The 15,409-nt window shown below is 66.7% G+C and carries 9 protein-coding genes; 8 read left to right on the top strand and 1 reads right to left on the bottom strand.

Going from position 1 to position 15,409, the window contains the following annotated elements; all coding sequences use genetic code 11:
* Positions 1-8 precede the first annotated feature (8 nt).
* From ACFV15_RS35900 to ACFV15_RS35890, 3 genes are all read left to right on the top strand, one after another.
* Complete coding sequence (locus tag ACFV15_RS35900; RefSeq protein ID WP_378356272.1) at positions 9-5,891, top strand: SDR family NAD(P)-dependent oxidoreductase; 5,883 nt, start codon at positions 9-11, stop codon at positions 5,889-5,891.
* Between the two features lie 312 nt (positions 5,892-6,203).
* Positions 6,204-7,103: a proline iminopeptidase-family hydrolase gene (locus ACFV15_RS35895; protein ID WP_378356271.1), complete on the top strand. Its 900-nt coding sequence runs from the start codon at positions 6,204-6,206 to the stop codon at positions 7,101-7,103.
* 164 nt (positions 7,104-7,267) lie between these two features.
* Entirely contained in the window at positions 7,268-8,170 is a 903-nt protein-coding gene (locus ACFV15_RS35890; protein WP_378356270.1) for an ACP S-malonyltransferase, read from the top strand.
* Between the two features lie 85 nt (positions 8,171-8,255).
* On the opposite strand, the gene ACFV15_RS35885 is transcribed toward ACFV15_RS35890, so the two are convergent.
* Positions 8,256-8,498 (bottom strand): phosphopantetheine-binding protein, encoded by a 243-nt coding sequence (locus ACFV15_RS35885; RefSeq protein WP_091294762.1) that lies wholly within the window; start codon positions 8,496-8,498, stop codon positions 8,256-8,258.
* Between the two features lie 191 nt (positions 8,499-8,689).
* On the opposite strand from ACFV15_RS35885, the gene ACFV15_RS35880 reads away from it, so the two are divergent.
* From ACFV15_RS35880 to ACFV15_RS35860, 5 genes are all read left to right on the top strand, one after another.
* Entirely contained in the window at positions 8,690-10,237 is a 1,548-nt protein-coding gene (locus ACFV15_RS35880) for an AMP-binding protein (RefSeq protein ID WP_378356268.1), read from the top strand.
* A gap of 177 nt (positions 10,238-10,414) precedes the next feature.
* Positions 10,415-11,959: an AMP-binding protein gene (locus ACFV15_RS35875; protein ID WP_378356267.1), complete on the top strand. Its 1,545-nt coding sequence runs from the start codon at positions 10,415-10,417 to the stop codon at positions 11,957-11,959.
* The gene (locus ACFV15_RS35870; RefSeq protein WP_378356265.1) at positions 11,956-13,191 is read left to right on the top strand and encodes a type III PLP-dependent enzyme; all 1,236 of its coding nucleotides are present in this window, start codon (positions 11,956-11,958) and stop codon (positions 13,189-13,191) included. The genes ACFV15_RS35875 and ACFV15_RS35870 overlap by 4 nt, the downstream gene beginning before the upstream one ends.
* Before the next feature lie 95 nt (positions 13,192-13,286).
* Positions 13,287-13,817, top strand: a complete 531-nt coding sequence (locus ACFV15_RS35865; protein ID WP_378356263.1) for a cobalamin B12-binding domain-containing protein — start codon at positions 13,287-13,289, stop codon at positions 13,815-13,817.
* On the top strand, positions 13,814-15,148 hold the full coding sequence (locus tag ACFV15_RS35860) for a methylaspartate mutase (RefSeq protein ID WP_378356261.1): 1,335 nt from the start codon (positions 13,814-13,816) through the stop codon (positions 15,146-15,148). The genes ACFV15_RS35865 and ACFV15_RS35860 overlap by 4 nt, the downstream gene beginning before the upstream one ends.
* Positions 15,149-15,409 lie beyond the last annotated feature (261 nt).

The raw sequence follows: 15,409 nt of genomic DNA, 5'->3' as shown, positions 1-15,409 counted from the left end.
AGCGTGAGATGGCGAACTCAGACCAGAAACTTGTCGACGCGCTCCGGGCCTCGCTGAAGGAGACCGAACGTCTCCGCGCGCAGAACCGGAAGCTGTCGGCGACCTTGCGGGAGCCGATCGCGATCGTGTCGATGAGCTGCCGGTATCCGGGTGGCATCTCGTCGCCCGATGACCTGTGGCGGGTGGTGTCCGAAGGGGTCGACGCGGTTTCGGCCTTCCCGGAGGACCGCGGCTGGGACGTCGAGCGGATCTTCGACCCGGAGATGCTCCGGCCGAACACCACCTACACCAATCAGGGTGGCTTCCTGCACGACGCGGCGCTGTTCGATCCCGCGTTCTTCGGGATCTCGCCGCGCGAGGCGCTGGTCATCGACCCGCAGCAGCGGCTGCTGCTGGAGGCTTCCTGGGAGGCGCTGGAGCGCGCGGGTATCGACCCCGCGACGCTCAAGGGCAGCTCGACCGGGGTGTTCGCCGGGATGATGTACCACGACTACGCGGCCAACGCGAACACCGGATCCATCGCCTCCGGCCGGGTTTCGTACACGCTGGGCCTCGAAGGGCCCAGCGTCACGGTCGACACCGCCTGCTCCAGCTCTTTGGTCGCGCTGCACTGGGCGATCCAGGCGCTGCGGACGGGGGAGTGCGGGCTCGCTTTGGTCGGCGGGGTCGCCGTGATGGGCACGCCGGAGACGTTCGTCGAGTTCAGCAAGCAGCGCGGACTGGCGAAGGACGGGCGCTGCAAGTCGTTCGCGGGCGCCACCGACGGGACCGGCTGGGGTGAAGGCGTCGGCATGCTCGTCATCGAGCGGCTGTCCGACGCGCGCGCCAACGGGCACCCGGTGCTCGCCGTGGTCAAGGGTTCCGCGATCAACCAGGACGGCGCGTCCAACGGTCTCACCGCGCCGAATGGGCCGTCCCAGCGCCGCGTGATCAAGGCGGCGCTGGCCAACGCGCAGATCACGCCAGAACAGGTCGATCTGGTCGAGGCGCACGGCACGGGCACGACCTTGGGTGACCCGATCGAGGCGCAGGCGCTGCTCGCGACCTACGGCCAGGGCCGGGAAAAGCCGCTGTGGCTGGGCTCGATCAAGTCGAACATGGGCCACACGCAGGCGGCCGCCGGTGTCAGCGGGATCATCAAGATGGTCATGGCGTTGCAGCACGAGACCATGCCGATGACCTTGCACGTCGACGAGCCGACGCCGAAGGTCGATTGGACCGCGGGCAACGTCAAGCTGCTGACGGAGTCGCGGGCGTGGCCGTCGAACGGGCAGCCGCGTCGCGCGGGTGTTTCGTCGTTCGGCATCAGCGGGACCAACGCGCACATCATCATCGAAGAGGCGCCCGCGGTCGAGGTCTCGGAAGAAGAGGTCAAGCCGCTTCCTGCGATTCCTCTGGTCCTCTCCGCGAAGAGCCCCGAAGCCTTGCCGGCACAGGCTTCGCGACTGCGTGACTATCTGCTCGCCAATCCAGGACTGTCCCTTTTGGACGTCGCGTCCTCGTTGGTGAACACCCGCGCCACCTGGGCGCACCGTGCGGTCGTCGTCGGCGCGGACCGCGACGAACTGCTGCGAGGCCTTGCCGACGTCGGCCCCGCGACCAAGATCAGCGGCTCGACCGCGTTCCTGTTCACCGGCCAGGGCGCCCAGCGCTTGGGTATGGGCCGGGATTTGGCTGGCTCGATCCCGGTCTTCGCGGAGGCGCTGGACGCCGTGCTCGCGGAGCTGGACAAGCACCTCGACCGGCCGCTGCGTGACGTCATCTGGGGCTCCGACGAGGAGTTGCTCGCTCAGACCGTCTACACACAGACGGGGCTGTTCGCGGTCGAGGTCGCGCTGTGCCGGCTCGTCGAGTCGCTCGGTCTCAAGCCGGACTACCTCGCCGGGCACTCGATCGGTGAGCTGGCCGCCGCGCATGTGGCCGGGGTTTTATCCCTTGAAGACGCCGCGAAGCTCGTCGCGGCGCGTGGCCGTCTCATGCAGGCGCTGCCCACCGGCGGCGCGATGATCGCCATCCAGGCCACCGAGGAAGAGATCAAGCCGCTGCTGAACGACGCGGTGAGCATCGCGGCGATCAACGGCCCGCGCTCGGTCGTCGTGTCCGGTGACGAGAAGGCCGCCATCGCGGTCCAGGACGACTTCGCGGGGCGCAAGAGCACCCGGCTCAAGGTGTCGCACGCGTTCCACTCGCCGCTGATGGAGCCGATGCTCGACGAGTTCCGGGCGGTCGCCGAATCGCTGACCTACCACGCGCCCAAGATCCCCGTGGTGTCCAATGTGACCGGTGAGCTGGCGCGGTTCACCGCGGAATATTGGGTACGCCACGTCCGTGACGCGGTCCGGTTCGCCGACGGGATCAAGTTCTTGTCCGGCAAGGGTGTCACCCGGTTCTTCGAACTCGGCCCGGACGGTGTGCTCACCGGCATGGCTCAGCAGTCGGTCGACGACGCCGTGCTCGTGCCCGCACTGCGCAAGAACCGTGACGAGGTCGCGACCCTCCTCCATGGACTCGGCCAGCTGCACGTGTCGGGGCTTTCGCCGCAGTGGAAGACGCTGTTCGAGGGACGCGGCGCGAAGCGTGTCGACCTGCCGACATACGCGTTCCAGCGTCAGCGGTTCTGGCTGGACTACAAGGACTACCTCGGCGACTCGTGGATCAGCACCGGGGGAGGGGACGTGTCGTCGGCCGGGCTCGACTCGGCAGGGCACCCGCTGCTCGGCGCGGTCGTGCCGTCGCCGGACTCCGAAGCCGTGGTGTTCACCGGGCGGCTGTCCGTGCAGACCCATCCGTGGCTGGCGGATCACGTCGTCGGCGGCTCGATCTTCTTGCCTGGCACCGGTTTCGTCGAACTCGCCATCGCGGCGGGCGACCAGGTCGGCTGCTCGGTGCTCGCCGACCTCACCTTGCAGGCGCCGCTGATCCTGCCCGAGAAGGGCGGGGTTTCGCTGCAGGTCGTCGTCGGCGCGCCCGGCGATGACGGCACGCGGTCCGTCGACATCTACTCGCGGGGCGACGACCCCGACCTCCCGTGGACCGCGCACGGCACCGGCACGCTCTCGCCGGACACCGCCGCGCCCGCCTTCGACCTGACTTCGTGGCCGCCTTCCGGCGCCGAGATCGAGGTCGAGGAGCTTTACGATGGACTGGCAGACGCCGGTCTCGTCTACGGCCCGGTCTTCCAAGGCCTGCGTGCCGCGTGGAAGTCCGGCGACGAGATCTTCGCCGAGGTGCAGCTGCCCGAGGACGTCGACACGTCCGGCTTCGGGCTGCACCCCGCGGTACTCGATGCCTGCCTGCATGCCGTCGCACTCGCCGGGGTGACCGGCGACCAGGCGGCGCTCCCGTTCTCGTGGACCCGCGTGGCCTTGCACGCTGCCGGGGCGTCAAGCCTGCGGGTCCACGTCAAACCCAGCGGTGACAGTGCCGTCACGCTGACGGTCGCGGACGCCACCGGCGCGCCGGTGGCGTCGGTGGATTCCTTGGCGCTGCGGGCGATCCCAGCGGGCGGCGGGCCCGCCGGGTTCCACGACTCGCTGTTCGGTGTCAGCTGGACGCCGTTCACGGGGCTTGGCGAGCAGCCCGACGTCCACGTGCTGCGCACCGAGCGCGGCACCACGGCCGAGTCCGTGCACGCCGCCGCGCACCACGCGCTCGACGCGGTGCGCTCGTGGCTGGCCGACGCCGGCTCCGCGGGCAGCACTCTGCTGGTCGTCACCCAGGGCGCGGTCGCTTTGCCGGGTGAGGACCTGGTCGACTTGGCGGGCGCGGCCGTGTGGGGCCTGGTGAAGGCGGCCCAGTCCGAGAACCCGGACCGGATCGTGCTCGCCGACGTCGAGGCGACCGTGACCGAGGCCGACCTCGTCGCCATCGCGGGCTCTGGCGAGCCGCAGGTGGTGCTGCGCGGCGGAACCATGCACGCGGCACGCCTGGTCAAGGTGCCGGTGGCCGAGGAGGCCGCACCGGCGACGGTGTTCGGCGGCACGACGCTCATCACGGGTGCGGCGGGCACCCTCGGGCGGCTGGTCGCCAAGCACCTCGTCACCGCGCACGGCGTCCAGCACCTGGTGCTCACCAGCCGTCGCGGCGCCGCGGCTTCTGGTATGCCGGAGTTGGTCACTGAGCTTACGGAGCTGGGTGCCAAAGTGGACGTCGCCGCGTGCGACGCTGCCGACCGCGACGCGGTTTCCGCGCTGCTGCAAGGCATTCCGGACCTCAGGGGAGTGGTGCACGTCGCTGGCGTGCTCGACGACGGCGTGCTGTCGTCGCTGACGCCCGAGCGGATTTCGAAGGTGTTCCGGCCGAAGGTCGACGCGGCGCTGACGTTGCACGAGCTGACCCGCGACCTGGATCTCTCGGCGTTCGTGCTGTTCTCGTCGGCAGCCGGTGTCTTCGGCAACGCGGGCCAAGGCAACTACGCGGCGGCGAACGGCTTCCTCGACGCACTCGCCGAGCACCGGCGCGCGCAGGGCCTGGCGGCGCAGTCGCTCGCGTGGGGCCTGTGGGCCGAGGAAGACGCCAGCGGCATGGCGAGCGAGCTGAGCGAGGCCGACGTCGCGCGCATCACGCGTACCGGCGCTTCGGGCATCACTCCGCTCGAAGGCCTTGCGTTGCTTGACAATGCTTCGGGCGTCGATCTCGGGGTCATCGTCCCGATGAAGCTGGACGTCAAGGCGCTGCAGGGCGTCGACGTCCCGCATCTCCTGCGCGGGCTGGTGCGCGCGCCGTCGCGCCGCGCGGCCAAGACGGACGCGGGCGCGGTCCGCCGCCGTCTGGCCTCTTTGGACGGTGGCGAACAGGAGAACGCCGTGCGCGAGCTCGTCCTCACGCACGCCGCGGCCGTGCTCGGCCACACCGACGCCGCTGCGGTCGACCCGGAGCGCGACTTCCTCGAGTCCGGCTTCGACTCGCTCACCGCGATGGAGCTGCGCAACAGTCTCAACTCCGCCATCGGCCTGTCGCTGCCCGCGATGGTGGTGTTCGACAACAAGAACCCGGCCGAGCTGGCCCGATTCGTATTGGGCCAATTAGGACAGTCGGATGCCCCGGCTGCCGAGGACTCCGCCGAGACCTTGGGCGACCTCTTCCGGCAGGCGACCTTGTCCGGCGCCATGCAGAAGGGCCTCGCGCTGATGCGCGCGGCGGCGGACATCCGCCCGTCGTTCTCCTCGGCCGCGGACTTGGCCGCCCTGCCCAAACCCGTGCGTCTCGCGGAAGGCACGGCACGGCCTCGCCTCATCTGCCTGTCGACCCCGATGGTCACCGGCGGCACACACCAGCATGCCCGACTGGTCCAGAACCTCACCGGCGACCGCCACGTCACCGCGCTGCCCACCCCCGGCTTCGCCAAGGGCGACCCGTTGCCGCTCACCTGCGACGCGGTCGGCGAAGTGCTGGCACAGGCCGTGCTCGCGGCCGCTGAAGGCGACCCGTTCGTGCTGCTCGGCTATTCCTCGGGCGGGCTCCTCGCCTCGGTCACGGCCTCATACCTGGAGAAACAGGGCCTGCAAGCGGCAGGCGTCATCCTGATCGACACCTACACGGTCGCCGAAGAAGGCGGCGGCGACCAGTCCGGCTTCTTCGAGCAGCTCGCGATCGGCTTGCTGGACAAGGAATCCTCCTTCGGCCAGTTCGACGCGGCCCGCCTGACCGGCATGAGCCGTTACATGGACCTGATCCCCAAGTTCCACCTGGGCAGCCTCAAAGCCCCGGTCCTCTTCGTCCGCGCCCAGGACTCCTTCCTCCCCGACCCCACCTCCGACGAATGGCGAGCCAACGCCTGGGACCCGGCCCACACGGTCCTCGAATCCCCGGGCACCCACTTCACCATCGTCGAGGACGACGCCCCCACCACGGCGGCCACGATCACCGCCTGGCTCGACTCCACCTTCTGACCCCCCGCGCTCGCCCTGGGAAAAAAATCCCAATGCGGCTTTCGTCAGTTTTCAGCGCCCCAATGTGGCGTTCGTCAGCTCAGACCTGACGAACGCCACATTGGGATTTTTTTCTCGCGCGGGGGTGGTTGAACGTTCATGATGTCCGGTTTGTGATGTCAGGAAAACGGACGTGTGAACCGTCCCGCCGCTGGTGAAGGGCCCGATCCGGGATAGGGGTCGGGCGGGAATCCTAGGGGGTTTCACGCGACGCTGTTTCCATTAGCGTCGGACTCAGCGGCGAAGGATCAGCAGGCGTGAGGTGGGTGGCAGATGACTCTGGCTCCGAGTGCCAAGGGGACCGTGCCCTTCGGTGAGTACCAGACCTGGTACCGCGTCACCGGGGACCTGGGCTCCGGCAAGCCGGCGCTCGTCTTCGTGCACGGCGGTCCCGGCAGCACGCACGACTATCTCCTCAACGCCACGGAGCTTTCCGAACTCGGCAACCCGGTCGTGCACTACGACCAGCTCGGCAACGGCGGGTCGACCCATCTGCCGGACAAGGGCGCCGACTTCTGGACCGTCGAGCTGTTCGCTCGGGAACTCGACAATCTACTGATCCAGCTCGGCATCCAGGACAACTATGTGCTGTACGGCCAATCCTGGGGCGGACTGCTCGTCGCCGACCACGCAGCGAAGCGGCCGCAGGGGCTCAAAGGCCTCGTGATCGCCAACGCGCCGGCGTCGTATCCGTTGTGGCTGCAGGAGATGAAGGTCCTCCGCGATCAGCTTCCGCCCGGCAACAACGAGATCCTCCTCAAGCACGAGGCCGAAGGCACCACCACGAGTGACGCCTACTTCGAGGCGATGCAGCCCTTCTACGAGAAGCATGTCTGCCGTCTCAAGCCATGGCCGCGTGACTTCATGGCCTCGTTCTACGAGATGTACAACGATCCCACCGTTTACTACTCGATGAACGGGCCGAGTGAGTTCCATGTCGTCGGCACACTGAAGGACTGGGGCGTGGTCGACGGTCTGGCGAACATCGACGTCCCGACCTTGCTCATCTCGGGCCGTCATGACGAGGCCACCCCGGTGACCGTGCAGCCGTTCGCCGACCTGATCCCGGATGTGAGCTGGGAGCTCTTCGAGGAGTCGAGCCATATGCCGCACCTCGAGGAACCCGAGCTGTTCATCCAGGTCATGAGCACTTACCTGAAGAGCCTCGGCTAACTCGCCGGCACCCCAGAGGTGCAGGCTAGGGGTTCTCGCGGGCAGGGCTCGGACCGCAGACTGAACCTGTTTTTCGAGCAGGGGAACCGAGCGCCACTCGCGAAGGGGTTAGCAGGACTATGGGAACCGAGGTCGGTACCGGCAGTGCGATAGTTTTCCCTGGCATGGGTCCGTCGCGTTTCGAGGACGTCGCCAAGTTCATGGTGATCAACCCATTCGCGCGGAAACTCGTCGCGCTGGCCGATGAGCGGCTCGGCTACTCACTGGTCGATCGTTACCGGGAAACGGAAGGCGACTACTCGGAGTACGCCCAGGTCGCCTTCCTGGTCAACTGTCTCGCGCTGGCGCAGTGGTCCGAGGCGACACTCGGGCTGAAACCTGATGTATGTGTCGGCCCGAGCTTCGGCGGCAAGGCCGCGGCCGTGTACTCTGGCGCGCTTTCGTTCACCGACGGCGTGTGGATGACACAGCAGATCGCCCGGTGTCTTGACGACTTCTTCGCCAAGGAACTCACCGACATCGTCACGCTTTCCTTCGCGCGCACGCCAGAGGACAAGCTCAAGGAAGTCATGGCGGAGCTCGAAAACCGCGGCTACTGGCACGAGATCTCCTGCACGGTCGACCACGACTTCCAGATGCTGTGCATCAGCGAGCACAAGATCGACGAGCTCAAGGATCTCATCAGGGCCGCGGGCGGCATGCCGATGTATTTGATGCGCCCGCCGATGCACTCCACCGCTTTCGGCGCGCTGCGCGAAAAAGCGGAGGCCGAGATCATCTCGAAGCTCGAGTTCGGTGAGCTCGTCGTCCCGGTGATCGCCGACCAGGACGGCACGCTGCTCACCAGTGGCGAGCAGGTCAGGAAGATGCTGCTCGACGGCTTCAACACACCGGTCAATTGGCTGGACGTCGTGTCGGCGCTGCAGGCGCGTGACATCAAGAAGCTGTACGTGTCCGGCCAGGACGGGTTGTTCGGCAGGGTCGCGGTCACCACCAAGAACTTCGACGTGGTCGCCGTCAATCCGCGGCTCGCCATGCAGCCCCGCCGCCGGGGCACGGCCGCGTAGCCATCGTGGCCGCTTCCGCTTGCCTAGCAACGAAAAAGCCCTTCCGGATCTCCGCGATCCGGAAGGGCGAGTTGGATTATGGGCGTTACGCCGGCTGCATCTTCTTCACGGTGCTCCAGAGCACCGAAGGCGAAGTGAAGGTCTCCATGCTCAACGCGTCGTCGACGAACCGGACGTCGTACAGCGCCTCCAGCTGTGCGAGCAGTTCGACGGTGCCGAGCGAGTCGAGGCCGAAGTCACGCAGGGCGAGGTCGGCGTCGAGTGCCTCTTCTGGCGGGAGAAACGGCAGGTATCGGCGAAGAAGCTCTTCGAACTGCTCGTCCCACATGGCTGCTCCAGTCTTTAAGATCCGCGGGTTTTCACTGCTTAGGATGGCGACGCTATTGCACCCGCGCACGTGAGAACAACCCGTATCAACCCCTGTTCGTCATGCCGACAGCGCTGAGAATGTATCTCCCCGACGCCCCGTTGTTCCTGTTCAGAAGGGCCTCGCGGGTGTTGCCCGAGTAGGAGGAAGAAATGACACAGGCCCTCTACGAAAGGTTCCTGCGCGGGCTGGCGGTGTCACCCGACGCACCCGCGCTCCGCCTCGCGACGGAGACGGTCACGTACGCGCGCGCACACGAAACAGCCTTGCTGTGGGCGGGATCCCTGCTCGCCGCCGAGCAGACGCCGCGCGTGATCGGTGTGCTGGCAGGAAAAGGCTTCGAATCGTACGTCGGGATCTTGGCCGGTTTGTACACCGGCGCGACCGTCGTCCCGCTGCACCCCGACTTCCCGGTCGTGCGCACGCGCCGCATGCTCGACCTGTCCGGTGTCACCGCGATCATCGTCGACGCCAAGGGTTTGTCGACGCTGCCCGACATCTACGGCGACGAGCTCGACATCCCCGTCTTCGCGCCGACCGCCGACATCGATGGCAGGTTCAAGACCATCGAGGCGAACCCGGCGCACGCGCTGACCGAGCCGAGGCCGGTGCAGCCGAGCGACACCGCGTACATGCTTTTCACCTCCGGTTCCACCGGGCGGCCGAAAGGCGTGCCGATCAGTCACGGCAGCACGCATCACTATTTCGAACTTCTCGACCGGCGGTATGACTTCGCCGCGTCCGACGTATTCTCCCAGACTTTCGATCTGAACTTCGACTGCGCGATGTTCGATCTTTTCTGCGCGTGGGGCGCGGGCGCGAGCGTGCAGTACATCCCGCCTGCCGCCTACCGGGACATTCCGGCCTTCCTCGCGGAACACCATGTCACCGTCTGGTTCTCGACGCCCAGCGCGATAGGCCTTATCCGAAAGATGGGCGGACTTGACAAAGATTCCATGCCAGGACTGCGCTGGAGCTTCTTCGCGGGTGAAGCCTTGCGGATGACCGACACGGCGGACTGGCAGCAGGCGGCCGGCGCGTCGACGGTCGAAAACCTGTACGGGCCGACGGAACTGACCGTCACCGTCACCGGCCACCGCTGGGACCCCGCGACCTCGCCGTCGCAGGGCATCAACGGGCTGGTGCCGATCGGGGAGATCCACGAAGGCCACGAATACGTCCTCGTCACACCCGACGACGGTTTCTCCGACGTGGAAGGAGAACTCTGCATCACCGGCCCGCAGATGACCGCGGGCTACCTCGACCCGGAAGACAACAAAGGGCGCTTTCTCGAACATGACGGAAAAACCTGGTACCGCACCGGTGACAGGATTAGGAAACTCGACGGCGGGGTACTGGTCTACCTGGGCAGGCTGGACGCCCAGGTGCAAGTACAAGGCTGGCGAGTGGAATTGGCCGAAATCGAGCACGCGCTCCGTGAATGTGCCGGAGTCGAGGACGCCGTCACGGTGACGCGTTCCGTGGACGGCACGACCGAATTGGTCGTCTTCTACACGGGTGAGGTGACCTCTCCGGTGGTACTGGCGAAGCAGCTGCGGAGCATTCTTCCGGTCGGCATGCTGCCGAGGCAGTACCAGCACGTCGGGGAGTTCCCGCTCAACTCGAATCGCAAAGTGGACCGCCCAACCCTCGCGAACAGGGCAAACGACATGCTTGCCGTCGCGGGTAGCAAGGGGTGACGCACGGCGCGTGACAATTCACGCGCCGAGCACGCCCTCGGGGGGACCCCTGTTAGGGGAGCCTAGGGGTATGACGAACGTATGTATCTAGGTAGCCTCTTTTCAGGGCCGAGAACCCGGTAGCTGTTTCACAAACACCGATGGCCTGGATTTCTTCCTCGAACATGGAGAGCGGCTGTGGATACGTACGCTAACGACATCAACGGTCTTTCCGAGCTTCTGCCGAACGGCGGCGAGCTCATTCACAACCTGTTGGACGAGGCCGTAGCCGAGTACCCGACCTCGAGCGCCGTCCGCGACGCGAAAGGCGTCTGGACCTACACCGAACTGGACGAGGTCAGCAAGGCGTTCTCCGCCTGGTTGCAGCAGCACGGCGTCAAGCCCGGCGACCGCGTCATGGCGCAGCTGCCGAGCGAGCGCGAACTGGCCGCCTACTTCATCGGCGCCTCCCGCGCCGGCGCCATTTTCGTGCCGCTGCACCCGAACATGAAGACCTACCACATCAAGTCGGTGCTGCAGAACTCCGAGCCGGTGCTGGCGATCACCACCGGCGCGCAGGTCGGCAAGATCGCCGAGCTGACCTCGATCCCGGTGCTGGAGCTGGGCGACGTCTTCCCCGAGGTACTCGACCTGGTCGGCAAGCCGGAGCAGCTTCCGGAGCGCGAGATCAGCCCCGAGGACGTCGCGGTGCTCATCTACACCTCCGGTTCCACCGCGGCACCGAAGGCGGTCATCCTTCCGCACCGCCAGGTTTGCTTCGCCTCGCGCTCGCTGCAGGCCGACCTGGGCTACAGCCACGACGATGTCGTCTTCTGCCGCTTCCCGCTCTCCTGGGACTACGGCCTGTACAAGGTGCTGCTGGCGATCCTCGGCCGCTCCGAGATCGTGCTGGCTGGCGAAGAGTCGGATCTGGTGCTGCTCAAGCGAATGCGGGAAGTCGGCGCGACCATCGTGCCGATCGTGCCCTCACTGGCCACCATGATCGCCACGCTCGCCCAGCGCGACCACGAGAACCTGCCGCCGATCCGTATCTTCTCCAACACCGGCGCCGCACTGCCCGCGCCGACGATCGCCGCGCTGCGCGAGGCCTTCCCCGGTGTCAAGGTGGTCCGCCAGTTCGGCCAGACCGAGTGCAAGCGCATCTCGATCATGCCGCCGAGCGAGGACGGCCAGCGGCTCGACTCGGTCGGGCGTCCCTTGCGGGGCACCAAGGTCTTCATCATGGACGAGGACGGCAACAAGCTCGGTGTCGGCGAGGTCGGCGAGATCGTCGCCGAGGGCCCGCATGTCATGCCCGGCTACTGGAACAACCCGGAGCAGACCGCTCGCGCCTTCCGCACCGACCCCGACGGCGTCACCCGGCTGCACACCGGCGACTACGGCAGCATGGACTCCGACGGTTACCTCTACTTCGAGGGCCGCCGCGACGACATGTTCAAGCGCAAGGGTGTCCGGATGTCGACCATCGAGATCGAGGCCGCCGCGATGGACATCCCCGGTGTCCGCGTCGCCGCCGCGATCCCGCCCGCCACGGGCCGTGACCTGACCATCTTCGTGGAGAGCGAGCTCGGCTCGCACGTCGTGCTCCGCGAGCTGGCCCAGCGACTGGAGCCCGCCAAGGTCCCCGCCGTCTGCAAGGTCGTCGCGGACTTCCCGCTGACGCTGCACGGCAAGAACTCGCGCCAGACCTTGGTCGAGCTGCTGGAAGGGACCGCGAAGTGACCCGATTCCACGAGCTGGCCGAGAAATTCGGCACGCCGACCTACGTCTACGACCTCGACGAGGTCCAGGTCGCACGCGACGAGCTGCTCGCCGCGCTGCCCGAAGAGTTCAAACTGTTCTACGCGTTGAAGGCGAACCCGCACCCGGAACTCGTACGGGCGCTGCGGGAGGGCTCGGGGGGCAGGCTCCACCCCGAGATCAGCTCCACCGGTGAACTGGCCGCCGGTCTCGCCGCCGGATATTCCGGAGAGGACTTCCTCTACACCGGACCGGCGAAGACCTACGGCGAGCTTCACGAGGCCATCAGCAAGGGTGTCCGCAAGTTCTCGACCGACTCGGTCACCGACGTCCAGCGCGTCGCGGCCGTCGCGAAGGAACTGGGCGCTGTCGCCGAGGTTCTGTTGCGGGTCAACAGTTCCACGGCGAGCGCGTCGACGGGCATCCGCATGACCGGCACACCTTCGCAGTTCGGCTTCGACGCCGAGGTGCTGCCCGAGGTCATGCCTGAGCTGCGGGCGATCGAGGACATCGAGCTCACGGGGTTCCACTTCTTCCCCTTGAGCAACGCGAAGGACGAGGAAAGCCTGATCGCCGAGTTCCAGGGCACCATCGCCTTGGCCGCTCAGTTGCAGGCGGACCTCGGTCTGGAGCTCAAGTTCCTCGACATCGGGGGCGGTTTCACCAGCCCCTACGGCGTTCCGGGCGTGCGGGGGCACTACCCCAAGCTCCGGGACGAACTGGCCAACGCGCTCGACACGCACTTCCCGAACTGGCGGACCAACGGTCCTCAGCTCGCCTGTGAGTCGGGCCGGTTCCTGATCGGCGCCAGCGGGACACTGCTGGCGGGCGTCAGCAACATCAAGGTCAGCCGCGGCCGCAAGTTCGTCATTCTCGACTCCGGGATCAACACCTTCGGCGGAATGTCGGGGCTCGGCAGATTGCTGCCGGTCGCCGTCGCCGTCGAAACCGGCGAGAAGACCGAACGCGCGAGCCTGGCAGGACCGCTCTGCACCCCGGGTGACCTGCTCGGCCGCGAGATCGAGCTTCCGGTCTATGAGCCGGGCGACGTGGTCGTCATCCCGAACGTCGGTGCGTACGGTCCCACCGCCAGCCTGTTGATGTTCCTCGGAAGGCCCGCCCCGACCGAGGTCATCGTCCGCGGAGACGAAGTGGTTTCCGTATCCCGTATTGAGCACGAACGTTCGTACCAGGTGGGTTCCGCGCCGCGTTAACCAATTCGGATAGCGCGCTTGGAATTCACACCCTGGGTGAATCGTGCCGTGTAGTCGAGCTTATCCCGCCTGAGTGAGAGTATTCGGAGCACACCATGACCAGCATGCTGAACAAGAACTCGACGGTGACCTACCTGCCGGGCTGCAGCCCTTTCGACGCCCCGCAGGCCGAGGAAAGGGAAACCGTGGTGGTGACGAGTGTCGCGTCGGATTCGCACACCTGGAACCTGGTTTACCTGCAGTTGCTGATCGAGGAACTCGGCTATGAGGTCGTGAACCTGGGTCCGTGCGTGCCGGACGAGCTGATGGTTTCGGAATGCCGCGACATCGACCCCGCGATGGTCGTCATCTCGAGCGTCAACGGCCACGGCTACCAGGACGGCATGCGCGTGGTCGGCCAGCTCCGCGAGGCGCTGGGCGACACCCCGATGGTCATCGGTGGCAAGCTGGGCATCGCCGCGGGCGGTGACACGAGCTTCCTGGACGAGCTGCTGGAAGCCGGCTTCGACGACGTGTTCGAAGACGGTGTCCGCGGTGTCGAGGACTTCAAGGCGTTCGTCGCGTCCATCCCGGCCCGCACGGCACGCCGCACCGCCACCGTCACCCCGCTGCGGAGGGTTGCATGATCACGGTCGTCCCGGACGAGGGCTCCGAACTGGCGGAGACGCCGGTCGATTTCGGAGCCTTCGTCCGCAAGATGGGCGGGGCCGCCTCCGGCGGCCTCGTCGTCCAGCCGCGCATGGGCATCAGTGCCCCCGAGGAGATGCGCGCCGGACTCATGGCCACGAAGGCGGCCAACGCCACCACGGTGGGCACCATCACGCTGGACAGCTACACCCGTGTCGGCAATCTCAAGGCCGCCGACACGGCGCTCCGTGAGGGGATCGGGCTCAACGGCTACCCGATCGTCAATCATCCCCGCAAGGTCACGCGGCACGTGCTCTCCGGCACGTGGGGCCAGGATTTCCCGGTCCAGATCCGGCACGGATCGGCGACCCCGCGCGACATCTTCTCGGCGATGATGGCGCTACGCCTGAACGCGACCGAAGGCGGGCCGGTGTCCTACTGCCTGCCGTACGGGCGCACGCCGCTGGCCGACTCGATGCGCAACTGGGAGGAGTGCAGCGACCTCTTCGCCCAGCTGCGCGAGATCGGCGTGGAGCCGCATCTGGAGTCGTTCGGCGGCTGCATGATGGGCCAGCTGTGCCCGCCGAGCCAGCTCATCGCGATGGCCGTGCTCGAGGCGATCTTCTTTTACCAGCACGGCCTGCGGTCGATCTCCGTCAGTTACGCCCAGCAGACCAACATGGTGCAGGACATCGAAGGCGTATTCGCTTTGCGACGGCTTTGTCAGGAGCTCGTCCCCACCGACAACGTCCATGTGGTGATTTATGCCTACATGGGAGTTTACCCGACAACAGAGGACGGTGCCTACCGTTTGTTGGGGCAAGCGGCTGAACTCGGGGTGACTTGTGGCGCCGAGCGCATCATCGTCAAAACAAAAGCCGAGTCGAAGCGCATTCCCGTGGTCTCCGAAAACGTCGAAGCACTCGAATACGCGAGCGGCGTCGCCGCCCGCACCAAATCACCCGCCGTCGGTTACTACGGCGAGGACACCGAGACCTACCTCGAGGCCAAGGCCATCGTCGACGCGGTGCTGAACCTCGACGCCGACGTCGGCCACGCGCTACTGCTGGCGTTCAAGTACGGCTACATGGACATCCCGTACTGCGTGCACCCGGACAACATGGGCCGCACCCGCAGCTACATCGACGAGCGCGGCTGGCTCCGATGGTCGGAGATCGGCTCGCTGCCACTCGGGAAGCTGGTGTCACGCCGGATCTCCAAGAAGGCCACCTCCACCGACCTCCTGCGCGACCTCCAGTACGTGCGCGGCGAATTCGACTGCGCGTCCTGGGCACCCGGCGAGCTCTGGGCGGACCGCGAGGGCAGCTAGCTTTCGCTGGGGTTTCGCGCCGGGCCGCAATCGGATGGCCCGGCTCGGTTTGTCTTGGCTTCGTCAACGCTGGAGATCACGGAAAGGAGGCGGGACGTCCCGCTGGCCGGCTCCGCCCGGTCTGGCTTCTCCAGGTGGTAGTCCATGGGGTCGTGAGCGTTGCGGGCGGGTAACTAGTCAGGTCTCTGTCACGTGGTGATCGTGGTGCTGCGATGATCACCACGTGACCGGGGATGTGCGTCCGTCGTATGACGAGCTTGC

The organism is Amycolatopsis sp. NPDC059657 (assembly GCF_042734395.1).
In the GTDB taxonomy this organism is placed as follows: domain Bacteria; phylum Actinomycetota; class Actinomycetes; order Mycobacteriales; family Pseudonocardiaceae; genus Amycolatopsis.
The sequence above is the reverse complement of the archived record's forward strand: the minus strand, read 5'-3'. Positions and strand labels throughout refer to the sequence as shown.

Excerpts from the sequence above, each read along its gene's own strand:
- ACFV15_RS35885 (WP_091294762.1), bottom strand. The coding sequence starts at position 8,498 with ATGTGGGACGAGCAGTTCGAAGAGCTTCTTCGCCGATACCTGCCGTTT.
- ACFV15_RS35860 (WP_378356261.1), top strand. The coding sequence starts at position 13,814 with ATGATCACGGTCGTCCCGGACGAGGGCTCCGAACTGGCGGAGACGCCG.
- ACFV15_RS35890 (WP_378356270.1), top strand. The coding sequence starts at position 7,268 with ATGGGTCCGTCGCGTTTCGAGGACGTCGCCAAGTTCATGGTGATCAAC.
- ACFV15_RS35895 (WP_378356271.1), top strand. The coding sequence starts at position 6,204 with ATGACTCTGGCTCCGAGTGCCAAGGGGACCGTGCCCTTCGGTGAGTAC.
- ACFV15_RS35880 (WP_378356268.1), top strand. The coding sequence starts at position 8,690 with ATGACACAGGCCCTCTACGAAAGGTTCCTGCGCGGGCTGGCGGTGTCA.
- ACFV15_RS35865 (WP_378356263.1), top strand. The coding sequence starts at position 13,287 with ATGACCAGCATGCTGAACAAGAACTCGACGGTGACCTACCTGCCGGGC.
- ACFV15_RS35900 (WP_378356272.1), top strand. The coding sequence starts at position 9 with ATGGCGAACTCAGACCAGAAACTTGTCGACGCGCTCCGGGCCTCGCTG.